The 17,147-nt window shown below is 46.3% G+C and carries 13 protein-coding genes and 1 tRNA gene; 7 read left to right on the plus strand and 7 right to left on the minus strand.

Annotated features, from left to right (window positions below):
* Both hscA and GWC95_RS13275 read right to left on the minus strand, forming a co-directional pair.
* Positions 1-1,857, minus strand: a complete 1,857-nt coding sequence (gene hscA / locus GWC95_RS13270) for a Fe-S protein assembly chaperone HscA (protein WP_161819206.1) — start codon at positions 1,855-1,857, stop codon at positions 1-3.
* Between the two features lie 69 nt (positions 1,858-1,926).
* Entirely contained in the window at positions 1,927-2,304 is a 378-nt protein-coding gene (locus GWC95_RS13275) for an RDD family protein (protein ID WP_161819207.1), read from the minus strand.
* A gap of 95 nt (positions 2,305-2,399) precedes the next feature.
* Between GWC95_RS13275 and tyrS the strand changes: the two genes are divergently transcribed.
* Both tyrS and GWC95_RS13285 read left to right on the plus strand, forming a co-directional pair.
* On the plus strand, positions 2,400-3,683 hold the full coding sequence (gene tyrS, locus GWC95_RS13280) for a tyrosine--tRNA ligase (protein ID WP_161819208.1): 1,284 nt from the start codon (positions 2,400-2,402) through the stop codon (positions 3,681-3,683).
* Complete coding sequence (locus tag GWC95_RS13285; protein ID WP_161819209.1) at positions 3,683-4,324, plus strand: alpha/beta fold hydrolase; 642 nt, start codon at positions 3,683-3,685, stop codon at positions 4,322-4,324. The genes tyrS and GWC95_RS13285 overlap by 1 nt, the downstream gene beginning before the upstream one ends.
* Before the next feature lie 71 nt (positions 4,325-4,395).
* Here GWC95_RS13285 and GWC95_RS13290 read toward each other — a convergent pair whose 3' ends face one another.
* The 4 genes from GWC95_RS13290 to GWC95_RS13305 form a co-directional block, all read right to left on the minus strand.
* Positions 4,396-4,596, minus strand: a complete 201-nt coding sequence (locus GWC95_RS13290; protein ID WP_161819210.1) for a hypothetical protein — start codon at positions 4,594-4,596, stop codon at positions 4,396-4,398.
* Positions 4,597-4,703: 107 nt separating this feature from the next.
* Positions 4,704-5,486, minus strand: a complete 783-nt coding sequence (locus GWC95_RS13295) for a sialate O-acetylesterase (RefSeq protein WP_161819211.1) — start codon at positions 5,484-5,486, stop codon at positions 4,704-4,706.
* 97 nt (positions 5,487-5,583) lie between these two features.
* Positions 5,584-6,264, minus strand: a complete 681-nt coding sequence (locus GWC95_RS13300) for an SGNH/GDSL hydrolase family protein (protein WP_161819212.1) — start codon at positions 6,262-6,264, stop codon at positions 5,584-5,586.
* A 109-nt stretch (positions 6,265-6,373) separates the two neighbouring features.
* A complete protein-coding gene (locus GWC95_RS13305) occupies positions 6,374-7,264 on the minus strand; it encodes a cyanophycinase (protein WP_161819213.1) in 891 nt (296 codons plus the stop codon).
* 186 nt (positions 7,265-7,450) lie between these two features.
* On the opposite strand from GWC95_RS13305, the gene cphA reads away from it, so the two are divergent.
* Together cphA and GWC95_RS13315 are read left to right on the plus strand one after the other, a co-directional pair.
* Entirely contained in the window at positions 7,451-10,072 is a 2,622-nt protein-coding gene (gene cphA, locus GWC95_RS13310) for a cyanophycin synthetase (RefSeq protein ID WP_161819214.1), read from the plus strand.
* Between the two features lie 244 nt (positions 10,073-10,316).
* A tRNA-Gln gene (locus GWC95_RS13315) sits at positions 10,317-10,387 on the plus strand.
* 267 nt (positions 10,388-10,654) lie between these two features.
* On the opposite strand, the gene GWC95_RS13320 is transcribed toward GWC95_RS13315, so the two are convergent.
* Positions 10,655-12,226 carry a recombinase family protein gene (locus tag GWC95_RS13320; RefSeq protein ID WP_161819215.1) on the minus strand — a complete coding sequence of 524 codons (1,572 nt, stop codon included), beginning with the start codon at positions 12,224-12,226 and terminating at the stop codon, positions 10,655-10,657.
* A gap of 264 nt (positions 12,227-12,490) precedes the next feature.
* Here GWC95_RS13320 and GWC95_RS13325 point away from each other — a divergent pair, with 264 nt between their 5' ends.
* The 3 genes from GWC95_RS13325 to GWC95_RS13335 are packed head-to-tail and all read left to right on the plus strand — an operon-like array spanning position 12,491 to position 17,087.
* On the plus strand, positions 12,491-14,599 hold the full coding sequence (locus tag GWC95_RS13325; protein ID WP_161819216.1) for a helicase HerA domain-containing protein: 2,109 nt from the start codon (positions 12,491-12,493) through the stop codon (positions 14,597-14,599).
* A complete protein-coding gene (locus tag GWC95_RS13330; protein ID WP_161819217.1) occupies positions 14,596-15,966 on the plus strand; it encodes a DNA double-strand break repair nuclease NurA in 1,371 nt (456 codons plus the stop codon). The genes GWC95_RS13325 and GWC95_RS13330 overlap by 4 nt, the downstream gene beginning before the upstream one ends.
* On the plus strand, positions 15,963-17,087 hold the full coding sequence (locus GWC95_RS13335; protein WP_161819218.1) for a DNA methyltransferase: 1,125 nt from the start codon (positions 15,963-15,965) through the stop codon (positions 17,085-17,087). The genes GWC95_RS13330 and GWC95_RS13335 overlap by 4 nt, the downstream gene beginning before the upstream one ends.
* The last annotated feature ends 60 nt before the right edge of the window (positions 17,088-17,147 follow it).

Genomic DNA, 17,147 nt, shown 5'->3' on the forward strand with positions numbered 1-17,147 from the left:
TCAGATCGTTTTTCCTTTCAAAGCGCCGCTTACCGCTGCGTCCATCGCCCTTTCTGCAAACGGGCGCGAAATCTCGTTGAGTTCTTCTATTTTTTTATGGATGAGGTCCTTGTCTTCCATCGTCAGGGCGAGTTGCAATGCCTGCATCGCATCGGCGGTCTGCGTCAGTTCGTCTTTTGATAAAAGAGATGCATTCTTGCCGATGAATTTTTCCGTTACATCGAGAATCTGCTCACCTTCCGTTCTCGCCTCTACCAACGCGCGGGTCTGCATATCGTCTTTGGCATGCGTAATGCTTTCGAGCAGCATTTTTTCCACTTCGTCGTCTGTTAAGCCGTACTGTGGTTTTACTTCTATCTCCTGTTCCACGCCGCTGCGCAGTTCTTTGGCCTTTACCACGAGAATGCCATCGGCATTGATCAGAAAACTCACTTCTACCTTTGGCAACCCTGCAGGCATCCCCGGAATTCCTTTCAGGCTGAACTCGGCCAGCTTGCGGTTGTCTTTTACCAGGTCTCGCTCGCCCTGGTAAACAGAGATGCGCATGTTTGCCTGTCCATCTTTCTGCGTGGTGTATTGCCTGCCCACTTTGGTTGGGATCTTGGCATTGCGCGGTATCAGCACATCCATCAACCCTCCCATCGTTTCAATGCCGAGGCTCAAAGGAGTAATATCGAGCAGGAGAAAATCCTTGTTATTTCCCGCAAGAATATCTGCCTGAACGGCGGCTCCCAGGGCCACGACTTCATCGGGATTTACGGAATCGTTTACCGGCTTGCCGAAAAAACGGCTCACGGCATTTTTAACAGCGGGCACGCGTGTGCTGCCACCCACCATCACGATGGTATCAATGTTTTCTGCGGTAAGGCCCGCATCTTTCAACGCGTTCTTACACGATTCTACGGTTTGACCGATCAGCGGCTGGATCAGCGATTCGAATTTTTCCCTGGTGATCGACAATGCATTGCCATTCCAATTGATGTCAAACAGCTCGTGCCCGCTCAAATGTTTTTTCGCCTCTTCCGCACGCAGGCGGAGCCCTTGCGACAATTCTTTATTGCTGTTGAGTTCGGCTGCAGTAATGCCCGCTTCGTTCATCCAGTAAGAAACGATGGCCCTGTCGAGGTCGTCGCCGCCCAGGTATGTATTTCCGTTCGTGCTCAGCACTTCAAAGATCCCGTTGCTGATGCGGAGAATGGAGATATCGAATGTTCCGCCGCCGAGATCGTACACGGCAATTGTTTTTTCTTCGTCTTTGTTCAGCCCCAGCCCATACGCAAGGCTCGCGGCCGTGGGCTCGTTTACGATACGCAATACATCGAGGCCGGCGAGCTTACCTGCATCGCGGGTGGCCTGCCGTTGCGCATCGTTGAAATAGGCGGGCACGGTAATGACCGCTTTGGTAACAGGCGTTTTTAAAATGTGTTCGGCCCTTTGCTTTAGTTCTTTCAGAATAAAGGAAGACAGGTCGATCGGCGAATAAAACCGGTTGCCCACCTGAACTTTTACCAGGCTATCGGTATCATCATCGATCACCTTGTAGGTAAAAAAATCTGCGTTCGCTTTGAGGTCGTTGTAGCTTTTGCCCATCAGGCGCTTTGCGCTGAAAATGGTGTTTTGCGGATCGGTCTCAAGGTATTTTTTCGCTTCTTCTCCCACGATCGCATTCCCCAGCGCGTCGAAATGCACCACACTCGGTACGAGGCTGCTGGTATTGTGTTCTTTAAGCGCCGTTGGCTGCTTGCTTTCGGGGTGAATGATGGCAACAAGGCTGTTGGTGGTGCCGAGGTCTATGCCCACGATCATTTCTGCCTGTTGTAAACTACCGGTTGCTATGTTGATTGCTATCTTGGCCATTGCTGTTTAATTAGGGAATGCGGAGTGAGAAGTATGTGATACAAAAGTAGGAAAACGCCCAACGCTACATCACACTTCTACTACCATTGTTTTACTGATATAGTCGTGCAGCGGTTTCCCGATGAAAGGCATAAAGAAAAGATCCACGATGGTTAACCTCGCCAGTGTGCGCACCAGCACCGCGATGAGGGATGGCCTTTTGCCTGCGTCGTTCACAACCTTGGTATAGGTGAACCATTTGCCCGGGGTGCGGGTAAACAGAGCCTCGAACAGCAGGTAGTACACAAACAATGCCCCGGCAAAGAACCAGCCGAAGTTATGCGGCGTATACCCCCAGTACATTACGTACCAGTTCCACGTTTTGAACCCGGCAAAGGCGACCAGGAAAATGAATGCCGTATCGATGAGAAAATTAAGAATGCGGGTACCGTCGCCAACTTTTTTCATGGAGCAAAGGTAAGGTGCGGCCACGAGCTTCGGGCCGAAAAGCGCTCCGCTCGCAGCTAAATTCCTACCTTCGCCCCCAAAATCAGCAACACCAAATGAATCTCATCGAAGAACTACAATGGCGGGGGATGATACAGGACATCATGCCGGGTACGGAAGAATTGTTACAGAAAGAAATGGTATCGGGTTATATCGGGTTCGATCCCACATCAGACAGCCTGCACATCGGCAGCCTGGTGCCTATTTTACTGCTGGTGCACATGCAGCGCGCCGGGCATAAACCTTATGCCCTTGTGGGTGGCGCAACGGGTATGGTAGGCGACCCTTCGGGAAAAAGCGAGGAGCGCAACCTGCTGAGCGAAGAAGTTTTGCAGTTCAATCAGGCGGGCGTTCATAAGCAGTTGTCGAAGTTCCTGGATTTTACACCGGGCAAACCCAATGCGGCGGTGATGGTGAACAATTACGACTGGTTCAAAGAGATCTCGTTCCTCCAGTTCATACGCGATGCGGGGAAACACATTACAGTGAATTACATGATGGCGAAAGACAGCGTTAAAAAACGGCTGGAAAGTGAAGTAGGCATGAGTTTCACAGAGTTTACCTACCAGCTGATACAGGGTTACGATTTTTACTGGCTATACCAAAACAAAAACTGCAAACTGCAGATGGGTGGCAGCGACCAGTGGGGCAATATAGTTACGGGCACGGAACTCATCCGCCGCAAAGCCGGCGGGGAAGCCTTTGCATTTACCTGCCCGCTCATCAAAAAAGCCGATGGGGGGAAATTTGGCAAAACGGAAAAAGGAAATGTGTGGCTCGACGCAAAAAAAACATCGCCCTACCAGTTCTACCAGTTCTGGCTGAATGCGAGCGACAGCGATGCAACCAGCTGGATCAAAATTTTCACCCTGCTCGGTAAAGCAGAAATAGATGCACTGCTCGCCCAACACGAATCGGCGCCACATGAACGGGCATTACAGAAAAAACTGGCAGAAGAAGTGACCACGTTTGTACACAGCCGCGAAGATTACGAGTTTGCCGTTAAGGCATCTGAAATATTATTCGGCAATGCTACAACCGAGATCCTGCAAAGCCTTTCAGAAGAACAACTGCTCCAGGTAATGGAAGGCGTTCCATCCATCGAGATACAACGAAATACACTCGATGAGGGTTACGAGATCGTGAATTTCCTTGCCGACGCACAGATCTTCCCGAGCAAAGGCGAAGCAAGAAAAATGTGGCAGGCCGGTGGGTTGGGATTGAATAAATCAAAGATCACCCAGGAAAAAACACATATAACAAAAGGCGACCTGCTGCGTGATAAATACCTACTTGTTCAGAAAGGGAAAAAGAATTATTTCCTTGTTAAAGTGATGTGATGAAAGTTTATTTCATACCGGGATTGGGGGCCGACGAACATGTTTTTAACCGGCTCGATCTACCCGGTATCGAACGCATTTACCTGAACTGGTTCTCCCCTGCGCCAAAGGAAACAATGGCATCATACGCCAAACGGATGGCCGAAAAGATCACGGAACCGGATCCGGTGATCGTAGGGCTTTCTTTTGGCGGTATGCTGGCGGTTGAGATCGCGAAGCAGATACCTGTGAAAAAGGTTATTCTCATATCTAGCGCAAAAAGCGAACGGGAGCTTCCTTTTTATTTCAGGCTCGGGCGGTATGTTCCCTTGCAGAAAATACTCCCCGTACGTGTTACCGCTTTCACCGCGCCTTTTCTTTTTTATTTGTTTGGCGTGAAAGACCGCTCGCAAAAAGAAGAGATCATGAAAATGGTGAACAACAGTCCCAAAGATTTTACACGCTGGGCAATCAATGCCGTGGTGCATTGGAGAAACAGGACCTTCCCGGGCAATATTGTTCAACTGCATGGCAATACCGACTGGCTGATTCCCTACCGCAACATCCACGCCGATCATACGATCAGCAACGGCGGGCATTTTATGATCGTGAACAAGGCAAAAGAGATCTCTGCATTGCTTATGCAACTGCTCAAAAAATAAGCGGTACCTGCTTTTGTAAGCCGGTACCGCTGTATTTAACTCTCTACTCAAAATTTGTGTCTGGTGATGGATTATGCAATCGCGTCTTCCATATCACGTCTTGCTTCTTTGTGCGCGCGGCGGAAATACCTTCTTACACCATCGTGTACATCACCTGCTGCATCTGCAAATTTGTGCATGGCCTTGGCAGTTTTGTTGCGGTTACGCATATAAAAGAATACACCCGCTGCTGCGGTACCCACTATGCCTGCGGCAATCAATATCTTTTTCATAGGATAAGAATTTAGTTATACTATAAATACAATAGTTATGCCAGTGGGATGGGAAATGATTTTCACAAAAACCAATGGCAGCCGGGGCCGGAAGAAATGCCTGATGGTTATTGCCGAACGGAAAGAAACGCCGCCGCATATCTTTTTCCCAGTTCCCGGGCCGATGCAGCGTCAAAATGCAAAAAGTCGCCTTTGTGTGTAAGGCCCTTGTTTTCTACAAACGCGGCATTTTTTGTGGAGCCCGCTACCGAGCGGATGACCGCATTGATGACAGGGATCTCTTTGTTCTCGCCGGGTTTGAAATCCCCGATCTCACCCAAAATAAAAGGGACACCGGGCGCATTCAATTCCGAACGAAAGCGTTGAATGAGCTCGCGCAGTTTGCCCTCGTATGAACCGCTCAATCTTGCATTCGCATCGCTTTCTCCCTGGTGCCAGAGAATACCTTTGAGTTCGCCGGTTTCCATCGCTTTTTTTATCCTTCGGATGGCATCGTCGTAAGGATGGGTTTTGGTGGCGCTGTCGTATGCACCGGGTTTCCATACATCGATCCTTGATCCGCCTACGGCGGAAGGTACAAGGCAAATAACCGACGCGTCTGTCTTAGCCATTTCTTTTGCAAAAGCATAACCCGGGCCAACGCCTAGCACCGCCGGTTTGTCGAATGCCAGCGGTTCACGCGCAGGAACCCATTTCTCTTCTTTGTTCAGCATCCAGATGCGCGGGTGCGGGGTTGAATCTTCGGCTTCCACCGCTCCCCTTCCCGCCATGTTGGATTGGCCGATCAGCAGGTATACCGCATTCCTGCTTTTGTCGGCAGACAGTTGTGCATATGGTGAAAGACTAAGGCTCAACACAAAAAGCAGCGTTACAATTATTTTCCCGGGCATGAGAGAAAGGTTATTGGTGATTACTTCTAAAATAATCTGTTTCGGCCATCATTCACGCTGGTTTCATTCGATGACGCCGCGCATCAAAAAACCAGGATCAATTAACCGTTTTGATCACGTTCCACATCTGCTCCGCAACAAAAATGTTTCCTGCCGGCGTAAGGTGAACGCGGTCTGTTGTAAGAATTCCTGATTCCTTGTTCTGTAGATTGTTCTTGAGATTATAGCTGATGAATGCGGCACGCAGGTCTACCAGCGGCAGGTTTGCCCTTTTGCTGTACTCGCGTATCCAGTTGCTGTAATGGTTGAGGTCGCCATCCTGCATGTTGGAGTTATCGGTTTTTTCGCCGATCACCGCAGGGGTGCATACGATCACTTTGCAGCCGGCAGATTGTAATTTGTTTACAACCGCTTCGTAGAAACGACCGAATTTAGGGTAATCGGTGCCGGTGCCGCTGCTCGATTTGTGCCACACATCGTTCACGCCAACATAGATCACAACGATATCCGGTTTTTGCTCGAGCACATCTTTTTCCATGCGTAGGTAAAGATCATAGATCTTATCGCCACCGATGCCTGCGCCGATCAATTCAAATTTATCTGAAAGCCCCTGCTGCTGCAGCATGGAATCCATCACCTTGATGTATCCGCCCGGGCGCACACCCGCCTGCGTGATGGAATCGCCAAAAAACAATACCTTTTTTTTCTTATCCGGGCGAAATGAAAAAAGTATCATGCTGGCAACAAAAAGGCCGAGTAGGATGAGTTTGCTTGACATACGGAGGGTTTGGCGTTAGAAATAATAAATGGTGAAGAGAAGTTGAAATAAAGGATGGATCTCATACCACGGGTCAGCAAACCTTATCATCGCACGCACAACGCGTGAATCAATATACGTCTGTCATAACCGGTGTGGTCTCCAATCCCATCAGTTCAACAAATTCTCTTTCTTTAACAAGATAACCATTTCCTTTTGCACAAAAATGTACTTTGATGTTTTCGATGCTCAAGGGATTTCCTTCGGGGATATCGGCCATGTTGGAGTACCTGATGTCGTGGCCGTCTACGATGATCACCAGTCCGCTGCCGATCGCTTCCATCCTGTTGCCCTGTGTAATGAGCATCCCCGTATCTTCTCCCAAACCGATGCCTATGCAGGAGGGGTTGGCAGAAACGGCCTGCGCCAGTCTTGCAAAACGGCCGCGTTTCTCAAAATGTGAATCGAAGATGACCTGGTCCATAAAACCGAGTCCTGTTGTTATTTTCACTTCGCCTTTCAGGTGGGCGCGTGTGGCGTTGCCCTCGTAGATCATGGTGCTGCTCATGGCCATGGCGCCGGCCGATGTTCCGGCAACCACGAAATTTTCGTTCTGGTACCTGCTTTTGATGATGTCAAGGAAACGCGTTCCGCCGAATATCGCAGTTAAGCGAAGCTGGTTGCCGCCGCTGAACATTACACCGGCGCAGCGGCTGATCCGTTGCAGGTATTCTTCGTTCAAAACATCTTCGCGGTTGCGTATGTGTATCACACCGATATCTGTGCAGCCGATCTTTCCAAACGCATTCAGGTAATTCTCGCCCACTTCGTAAGGAATGGTAGATGCCGTGGTGATCACTTCGATCCGTGCATCATTGCCCCCCGCTTCTTCCACAATGCGGCGCAGGATGCCCAGCTCAAAAAAATTAAGATTGTCGCGGTAAACCGCGCTTTTTTCAAACTCTGTTCCTTTGTCTTCTGCGCCACCAATGGCTATCAGCTTTCCCCTGGGAATACTCATGCGTGAAAATTCGTTCCCGACAAAAATAAGTGTTTTGTCATAGCGGGAAAATTGATATATTTTGTGGGTAGCGACATTTTGTATGCCACAGATTTCACGGATGAACACAGAGGTCTTGCACTGTATCGAGCATCCTTCTGTGTTCATCCGTGAAATCTGTGGCAAAAAAACACTGAAAACAGGTATATGAAAATTGAAGAAATAAAGATCCTCCGCGGCCCCAACTACTGGAGCGTGCGCCGCCCGCAGCTGATACAGATGAAACTGGACCTGGAAGAACTGGAGGAAAGGCCAACCAATAAGATCGATGGTTTCCCCGAAAGGCTCGAGGCCCTTTTCCCTTCTATGTATTCGCACCGCTGCAGCGTAGGCAAGCCGGGCGGTTTTTTTGAAAGGGTGAAAGAAGGTACATGGATGGGACACGTGATCGAACACATTGCCCTCGAACTGCAGACCCTCGCCGGCATGAACTGCGGATTCGGCCGCACACGCGGAACGGGCAAGCCAGGCGAATATTATGTCGTTTTCAATTATATGGAAGAAGACGCCGGCGTTTACGCGGCACGCGCTTCTGTAAAAATTGCGCAGGCATTGGTGGATGGGGTGGAATACGATCCCGCGCAAGACATACAGCAACTCAGGGAGATCAGGGAAGAGACAAGGCTCGGGCCCTCTACCGGTTCTATTGTGGAAGAGGCGGCCAAACGCGGCATCCCCTACATCCGGTTGAACGGGCAGAGCCTGGTGCAGCTGGGCTATGGCGTTCACCAGAAAAGGATACGCGCAACCATCGCCAGCACCACAAGCAATATTGCGGTTGATATTGCGGGCGACAAGGAAGAAACAAAGAACCTGCTCGAAGCCGCGGAAATACCCGTACCACGCGGAACCACCGTGCGCACAGAAGAGGGATTGCGCGACGCAGTTACCAAATACGGCTACCCGCTCGTGATCAAACCCATCGATGGCAACCACGGAAAAGGCAATACCACCAACATCACTACCTGGGAGCAGGCGGTGAAAGCATTTGAATCGGCAAAGAACTATTCGCGCACGGTGATCGTTGAAAAATTTATTACGGGCGTGGATTTCCGGGTGCTCGTGATCAATTACAAATTCATTTGTGCCGCATTGCGCACGCCGGCCTCTGTTGTGGGAGATGGTGAGCATACCATACAATACCTGATCGATGAAACCAACAAAGACCCGAGAAGGGGATACGGACATGAGAAGGTGCTGACACAGATCACCGTTGACGCATCCACCCAAAAAATGCTCGACGAGATCGGTTATACGCTGGAGACCGTTCCCAAAAAAGGCGAGCTCGTTTTATTGAAAACAACCGCCAACCTGAGCACCGGCGGCACATCCACCGATGTAACGGACGAGGTGCATCCCGTAAATATATTCCTCGCGGAAAGGATCGCAAAAATCATCGGGCTCGATATCTGTGGTATCGACATCATGGCGCCCGATCTGCGCACGCCTGTTTACGAAAACGGCGGTGCGGTGCTGGAAGTGAATGCAGCGCCGGGTTTCCGCATGCACATAGACCCGGCCGACGGGTTGCCGCGCAATGTGGCGGAACCCGTGATCAATATGCTGTTTCCAAAAGGATCGGATGGCCGCATACCGATCGTTGCCGTCACAGGTACCAATGGAAAAACAACCACCACCAGGCTCGTGGCGCACATCTGCAAAACAGCGGGCAGAAAAGTAGGTTATACCACGAGCGATGGCGTATACATACAGAACCAGCTGATGATGAAAGGCGACTGCACCGGGCCGCTGAGCGCAAAATTTGTGCTGCGCGATCCCACCGTTGACTTCGCGGTGCTGGAATGCGCGCGCGGTGGTTTGCTCAAGGCGGGGCTCGCTTTCCAGAACTGCGATGTAAGCATCGTTACCAATGTAACGGCCGACCACCTCGGGCTGGGCGGCATCGACAGCATAGAACAGATGGCCCGCGCAAAAGCGGTCGTTCCCGAAACAACATTCAACCACGGATTCGCCATCCTGAACGCGGAAGACGACCTGGTGTATGCGATGCACGAGGGACTGACCTGTAATGTTGCCTACTTCAGTATGGATGAGAACAACCCGCGCATACAAAAACACTGTAAGAACGGGGGCTATGCCGCGGTGTATGAGAACGGGTATGTTTCGATCTTAAAAGGTACGTGGAAGATACGCGTCATCAAGGTGAGCGAGATCCCCATCACCTACGGTGGAAAAGCCTTGCACAATATTATGAATACGCTTCCAGCGATGCTGGCGGCCTATCTTTTCAAAGACATTACGATAGAAGACATACGCACCGCCCTCAGCACCTTCGTGCCTTCGCCATCGCAGACACCGGGCAGGTTGAACCTGTTCGAGTTCAGGCATTTCAAGTTCCTGGTAGATTTCGCACACAACCCCGCGGGACTCGAACTGCTTTGCGACTTTGTAAAAAAGATGGACGGCACGCCAAAAGTGGGCATCATCAGCGGCACCGGCGACCGGCGCGACGACGACATACGCGAACTCGGCCGGATCTCGGGGAGGTCGTTCGACGAGATCATCATCCGCCAGGACAAAAACCTCCGTGGCCGGAGCGCCGAAGAGATCGTGAACCTGCTGGTGGAGGGCATCAACGAAACCAAAACAAGCGATATCCCGATCAAGATCATCTACAATGAAAAAGAGGCCATCCTCTACGCCTACGACAATGCCAAACCCGGCTCGCTGATCACCATTATGTGCGACGTAGTGGCCGAGGCGCTGGACCTGATCAAATCGTTGAAAGAGAAGGAGGATGCGGCCTAGGCCAACCCTGGCGGTTGCAATCAAACAGCGATGAGGGCGATAACCTTCATCGCTGTTTTTTTTGGCGCGGGCGGCGCCAGGCCGGTTGACCAAAAATCATGGGAGGCTCCCTTATTTCCCCACTCCATTTTGGCGCAGTTTTTACCTTCTTCCACCGGAAAAAACAGTAAAAAATTTGGAACAAGTCTACCCCACCCTTATTTTTGCACCCCAATCACAACTTTCTGGTTGTAATTGAGCGGATTGCCTGATAGTATAATGGTAGTACGACTGTTTTTGGTGCAGTTTGTCTTGGTTCGAATCCAGGTCGGGCAACTTAGTTAAAGGAATGTTAATACAACATTCCTTTTTCTTTTTTCTCCTGAAACCCGCGCCAGCATTGAGTTTGGCAAAATGCGATATTTCAAATATTCCGTAATTTTTTACTTCCTAAAAAATCATACTCCTTTTTTGAGAAAATCGCTCGAACTCTGAAGAAGATCTTAACCTTATGAGAATCTTCGCATTATGTTTTAATTTAAATAAATCACTTTGATTTTTTCGAGAAGGTCGACTTAGTAGAATCGAACTTTCCGGTAAAAATCAGGTCGAAATGAGAAGATCCATATCAGCTAATTCCTGTAAAAACTTGGTTATTTGCTCCGGTGTTGGAGTTTCGTCTGCCGCATGTTCTTTCCTGAGACCGAATACCGATTGACATGTATTTTTAAAAACATCCTTCATATTACCAGGTTCCCAGTTTGTTTTCTTATTTAGAATAATTGACACAAATGCATGCCGGTTCTTTTCATTAAGGTTCGTCATAAAATTATCAAGACGTAACAGGAGTTTGGATGATTGATCCACTTTGTCTAAAAGCTCAATTTGCTTTTTTGAAATAGCCTCTATCGAATATCCGAGCAACCGGATTTTTGCTTCCAGATCGTCTTTAATTTCTTTATATTGTTCAAACTCAATGTGCCCGTCCAATAAAAGATTTTTGGCTTTATAAATTCTTTCGGTAAATATCTCTATTGATCGCATTTCCCGCCCCTTCTTACGATTAGTTTTGCTATTCTGGTTTGCATAATTCACTTGAATTAGATTTCTATATTCTTCAAGGTATTGCGTAGCAGGTCGCAACTTTTTTAACTCGTCCATAAATTTCTCATGGAGTGCATCGCACCTTCTCCGGTAACCACACTTAGAATTACAGTGGTAGTAATGATATAAAGATCCGCTTCGATTAGTTGTGCCACTCGCCGTCAATAGTCTCCCACATTTCGGACATGAAATAAACCCTTTGAGGATAAATCGCAAACGCCGGGTATTCCTTTTATTGATACTAACAGCTTTCTTTTTAGTAAAGAATACATTTTGAACCCGATCGAAAGTAATCGGTGGTACGATTGCTCTATGCAAGCCAGGAACTACATATTTTGTTGCTTGGTCTACTTCTGATACAGCTACATTACCGGCATACACCGGACTTTGTAGCATTTTCCAGAAATTACTTCTGCTACATTTCAATCCTTCTTTGACCGCCATCGAATAAGCATCGGTGATGTTGCAACGTAAGTTCGCAAGTTGGTGAAAAGCAAATCTGATTATTGAAGCATCAGGTTCTTTAGGTGTAATAAGTTTTGAGCCATCAGGCATGCAGTAGTTTTGATAACCCAACGGGACCTTGCCAAGCCATTTTCCGCGTTCTCTTGCGCGTAGCATTCCCATCTTTGTATTTAATCCTCTTCTATCATTTTCTACTTCTGGGATGGCAAGATAAAAGGCGAACATCATTTTGTTTTCGGGGATTGATAAATCTAATGGTTGTTCGATTACCTGAGCTTCGACGCCGAGGTTTTTGAGGGTCTTAATCATGTAATAGGCATCGCCAGTATTCCTGCTGAATCTATCCCACCTGGTAAAAAGAATCAAGTCTGGACGTTCATTAGAATTCTGTAGCTCGATCATTAACTTTCGCCATTCAGGTCTTTTAAATGTTTTTGCTGAATGATCCTCTACAAAAATTTTGTCCACACGTATATTGTACATTGAACAATATTGCCGAAGGGTATCTTGTTGTGTTTTCAGTGATCCTCCACGTATGGCTTGTTCTTCGGTTGATACGCGGGTGTAAATGAAAGCGGATTGTTGGATTGTGTTTTGAGTGGTCATTTTTATTAAAAAATACGAATTTGCCTTAGTTCATGTAATACTAGATCTTCGTACTATAGCAGATAAACGCTGACTAATCGGTTTTGCAGAATTGCGTAGAATTGATATATTAGTGTTTTATCTTACTTCATTGTCCCCCCGGCGAATACCTTCAATTATCCAATAGTCTATATATTTTCCTGTAAACCAATGCTTTATAGGCTGACAATAATATAAGCATTTTAATTTTGGGCAAACTATCTTCGAATTTAAAATATCTACCAAGTGAGCATAGAAAAGAAACTCATTGAAAAAATAGGCGCAACCAAAGAAAGTGAAACACAAAAGTGGTTTCAAAAGCTTATTCAACACACAGAATATGTCGGTGAGCTGTATTCAATAAACTATGAAACCGCTCGCGTAATAATCCACGATAGTGAGAGAAAAAAAGTAGGCGGAATTCCGAGCCTCAGTTTTTTAATTGCTTCGCGAATAGATCCCTCCAATGCATCAAACATTGATTTCAAATCCGAGGATGCATCATTTATTTTGCTACGTGTGATGGATAGCTCACCACTTCCCCAAGACAAAGAAGCAGAAAGAATAAGAGTAGAAACGGCGCAGCGTGTTAGTGGTGAAATTGAAAAACATTGGGATTCAGACGGCGCTATGGACCCAAAAACGAGAGTTCTCCTGGGATATGCGGGAGTTGAATGCAGGATCATAGGGACCTTTTTTCTCGAAGATAATCTTCAGAATTCGGAAGCACCCTTGTCGATGAAGTTTGGTAGCGACATCTCAAATTATTATCCCAATCGAGGCCTTAAAATTTATAAGCCTAACTCTTCTGCGCTCGAAGAAATTGTAAATTATTGCGATCCGATCAACAAGCAGGAACACAGAGCCAAATACAACAATACCGAACGTGTAAAATTGGGTTATGTACGTTACGCCTCAACCAATAGAAAATATCAACAAATCGACGATGTTCCGGTCTTTCTGTATCCTGCAGATCTACTAAGTCAGAAATCCGCTCTCTTTGGTATGACCAGAACCGGTAAATCGAACACAACAAAAATAATTGCGAAATCAGTTTTTGAACTTCGGAAAGGTACTCCAAGTGACAATCCCCTTCGCATCGGGCAGATCATTTTTGATCCTAATGGAGAATATGCCAATGAAAATGCCCAGGATAATAACAATGCTTTAAAAAACATTTGGAACCTTATTCCTAATGGACAACGTGAGAATGAAGTTGTAACTTATGGAATAACGCGGCATCCTAGCGACCCTGATCGGATTCTTATGTTGCTAAACTTCTATTTGGATGAAAATCTTCAAATAGGTAAAGAGATCATTGATAGCATCTTGTCCGATGATTCTACCACCTACATGAAAAACTTTATGCAGGTTTCTTTTGAGCCGCCTGATCCCAGCGACATGAGTGCAACGACCCGTTATAAACGTCGTGTGCTGGCCTATCGCTCTGTTTTGGCGAGAGCTGGGTTCCCCGTTCCGGCGGCTATTCGCGCCGATACAAGAAGTCTTTTCAATCGTGAATTACTTCAGGCGATGCAGGATAGTCAGAGCAACTTCGCACCGGATTACCAATCCGCAGCGCAAATATTCTCAAATCAGAATCCTTCGTGGGCCCAGCTCGCGAGCGCATTCGAAAACTTAGACAAATTCATTCGTGATAGTCAAAGTGGCTATCGTGCATTTGAAATTGCATACGTAAGCAGGCCAAATGGATCTGGAGAAAGCTGGGCAGATGAAGACCTGAAAAAAATTATAGGCATTTTTCAATATGCGAACGGAACTAGGAAGATCGGCAAAGCCGCTGAACAACACAGCGCTGATACAAGCAACGATTATGCGCAGGATATATATACGCATCTCGTTTCCGGTAAGCTTGTGATAGTAGACCAATCCAGCGGCGAACCTGAACTGAATAAATCATCAGCGAATCGGATTATGGCGAGGATATTTCGTGAAAATCAAAAACAGTTCATACGCGGATCTTTAACCATTCCGGAAATTTTGATTTACATCGAGGAAGCACATAACATATTGCCTGCAGGTAATGACCTTGATTTATCGGATATATGGGTTAGAACAGCAAAAGAGGGCGCCAAATATCGCATCGGAATGGTGTACGCCACACAAGAAGTAAGCAGCATACAGAAAAACATATTAAGGAATACTTCGAACTGGTTTATTGCGCACTTAAACAATACCGACGAAACTAAAGAACTATGTAAATACTACGACTTTGTTGATTTTGAACCTTCAATTAGAAGGGCGCAAGACAAAGGTTTTTTAAGGGTGAAAACACTCAGTAATCCCTTTGTCATTCCGGTTCAAGTTGATAAATTTCAAGTCGATACTTTATGAGTTTAGAAGGAGAATTTGGAAGTTATGAGCCACTACGCAGGATACTCGATAGCCCGAGAATACAGGAACTACAGGACCGGATGCTTATCCGGCTGCACGATGGCGATGATGCTAAAGAAACAATACTGGTCCAAAAAGCTAATCTACCTGAAAGTAATTATCAACCGGATTTAGTACTGGCGATCGATGGTGACAGCCGCGCCTATAAACCGGCGAACGGTTTCCCAGGGGCGGAGATAGGATATGTTACAATTGCATCAGTACTAATCGACATGCAACAAATCAATGAACTCGCCAAAGAGGAATTCATAAGTCCAAAGAAATTTCGGGAAATGGAAAAAGCTTCTACTTTCGAAAGTGTTTTCCCCGGAAATAATATGATCGTAACTGGAGAAAGCAGCCCGAAATCTTCGCTGCGGCGATATCTATTCGACGAAATGCAACGCCAAAGTATTTTTTCTGAAGGCGAAACATTGCTTGACACCTATGAATATTTGTTAAAGATAAAAAGGAGCCGTTTCCCTGATTCAGAAAAATCCATGCCGGATAGCCCAATAGAAGGCATTGATGAAAAAATGACCTATGGATATGGTGAATTTCCCTGCAAACATACAGGCAAACCATTGTTCTCTACCGATGCGCTGCGACTACATGAATTAATGACGCCGAGCGGCAGCAACGGTGAGTTGTTTGGTCAGATAAAATCCACTCTTGAGAAACTTTGGTTGATCCATATACTGAGGGCGTTTGAAAGAAAAGGGTGGCTGGCCACTTTACGCAGAGTTGCGTTTATCATGGACGGACCATTGGCAGTATTTAGTACATCTTCATGGTTGGCAAAAACAATTGCAATTGAACTACGCCGGCTAAATGACCTTCAAAAAACCATGAATGGAAATGATCTCCTACTAATCGGTATAGAAAAGTCAGGAAGTTTTTATAAACACTTTACTGATATTGACACATCAATCGATGGGTTGACGGACAAATTTCCAAGGCAATCAGCGTTACTCTTGACCGACAGCTACATTAAAGAGAACATTATATATTCAGAGAGCATCAAACCTTATGGTCAGGATACCTACTTTGGAAGAAAGCTGTTTTATAAAACAAATAATGGTCAAAAACTGGTAGCTGTACTTGCTACGTATACTGACGCCCAAAAAGATCTTGAGACTGCAACGCCGGATCAATTTCCACGCCTAAATGATGTAATGAATTTATTGGATCATTTAGGATCAAACCAATACCCTAACTCTGTTTCTGCTCTCATCTCGGCGCATTCAGAAGCAGTAACTCCATTGTATATCGGTAAACGAATTTTTGAAGACATCGCTCGCGAAATCAGAGAACGCTCATTAAGATGATTGAAACTGGAAAAATATTAAAAGGATTCTCTACCGCGGAATCGCGTTGGGCAAGATTTGGGCCATACTATGCGATGTTTCCATTAGAGTTTGCTTTTAAGGTTGTTGAGAAATACTCAAAAGAAGGAGATTACATTATTGATCCCTTCGCAGGCCGGTGCAGTAGCATTTATGCAGGTGGCGTATTAGGTCGCAGCAGCCTTGGCATCGAAATTAATCCTGTCGGCTGGCTCTATGGAACCGTCAAACTTCAACCGGCGTCGAAAGAAGAAGTGATTGACCGTCTCCTGGAAATTTATGGGAAACGCAACTATTATAAGGTCGCGGCCAATAAAATGGACACATTTTACAAAATGTGTTATTGCAATGAGGTTTTGAAATTTCTTCTGGCGGCCAGAAAACACCTAGACTGGAAAAATAATGATGTGGACGCAACCTTAATGTCCATTCTTCTCATCTACCTCCATGCAAAAATTGGAGAGGGTCTTTCTAATCAAATGAGAATGACCAAGTCTATGGGAATGAAGTATTCTGTTGATTGGTGGAGAAAAAATAAGATGACAAAACCACCTAAATTGAACCCTTGTGAGTTTATTATAAAAAAAATAAACTGGCGGTACGAAAAAGGAACTCCGTCCGTTACCGAAAGCGCTGTGGTGTTTGGTGACAGCGCACAGGAATTAATAGCTATTTCAGATAGAGCCGTACAAAATAATATTAAGTTCTCCTTACTATTTACCTCTCCCCCGTACTGTTCAATTACGGATTACCACGCAGACCAATGGCTGCGCTTGTGGCTCTTAGGCGGGCCTGAAAATCCGAAAGCGCTGAAAGAAAAACACAAGGGAAGATTTGTGAGCAAAGAGGAATACTATTCACTATTGGACGACGTTTTTGGGTTATGTGCAAAAATGATGGCGAGAAAGAGTACGGTTTACGTACGGACAGATAAACGTTCGTATACCTTAAATACAACTTTAGAAATTTTAAAAAAACATTTTCCAAAACACACAGTAAAAATCATCAAAAAACCTTTAAAAGAAAATACCAAAACACAAACCAAATTATATGGCGATCAGTCAAAGAAACCTGGAGAGGTGGATATAATACTGACAAGATAGTTAGATGCTCATCAATGCAAGACTTACACAGAGGAAATATATCGCTAGTACCCGAATTCT

It is taken from the genome of Sediminibacterium roseum (assembly GCF_009939005.1).
GTDB lineage: Bacteria > Bacteroidota > Bacteroidia > Chitinophagales > Chitinophagaceae > Sediminibacterium > Sediminibacterium roseum.

Excerpts from the sequence above, each read along its gene's own strand:
- hscA (WP_161819206.1), bottom strand. The coding sequence starts at position 1,857 with ATGGCCAAGATAGCAATCAACATAGCAACCGGTAGTTTACAACAGGCA.
- GWC95_RS13275 (WP_161819207.1), bottom strand. The coding sequence starts at position 2,304 with ATGAAAAAAGTTGGCGACGGTACCCGCATTCTTAATTTTCTCATCGAT.
- tyrS (WP_161819208.1), top strand. The coding sequence starts at position 2,400 with ATGAATCTCATCGAAGAACTACAATGGCGGGGGATGATACAGGACATC.
- GWC95_RS13285 (WP_161819209.1), top strand. The coding sequence starts at position 3,683 with ATGAAAGTTTATTTCATACCGGGATTGGGGGCCGACGAACATGTTTTT.
- GWC95_RS13290 (WP_161819210.1), bottom strand. The coding sequence starts at position 4,596 with ATGAAAAAGATATTGATTGCCGCAGGCATAGTGGGTACCGCAGCAGCG.
- GWC95_RS13295 (WP_161819211.1), bottom strand. The coding sequence starts at position 5,486 with ATGCCCGGGAAAATAATTGTAACGCTGCTTTTTGTGTTGAGCCTTAGT.
- GWC95_RS13300 (WP_161819212.1), bottom strand. The coding sequence starts at position 6,264 with ATGTCAAGCAAACTCATCCTACTCGGCCTTTTTGTTGCCAGCATGATA.
- GWC95_RS13305 (WP_161819213.1), bottom strand. The coding sequence starts at position 7,264 with ATGAGTATTCCCAGGGGAAAGCTGATAGCCATTGGTGGCGCAGAAGAC.
- cphA (WP_161819214.1), top strand. The coding sequence starts at position 7,451 with ATGAAAATTGAAGAAATAAAGATCCTCCGCGGCCCCAACTACTGGAGC.
- GWC95_RS13320 (WP_161819215.1), bottom strand. The coding sequence starts at position 12,226 with ATGACCACTCAAAACACAATCCAACAATCCGCTTTCATTTACACCCGC.
- GWC95_RS13330 (WP_161819217.1), top strand. The coding sequence starts at position 14,596 with ATGAGTTTAGAAGGAGAATTTGGAAGTTATGAGCCACTACGCAGGATA.
- GWC95_RS13335 (WP_161819218.1), top strand. The coding sequence starts at position 15,963 with ATGATTGAAACTGGAAAAATATTAAAAGGATTCTCTACCGCGGAATCG.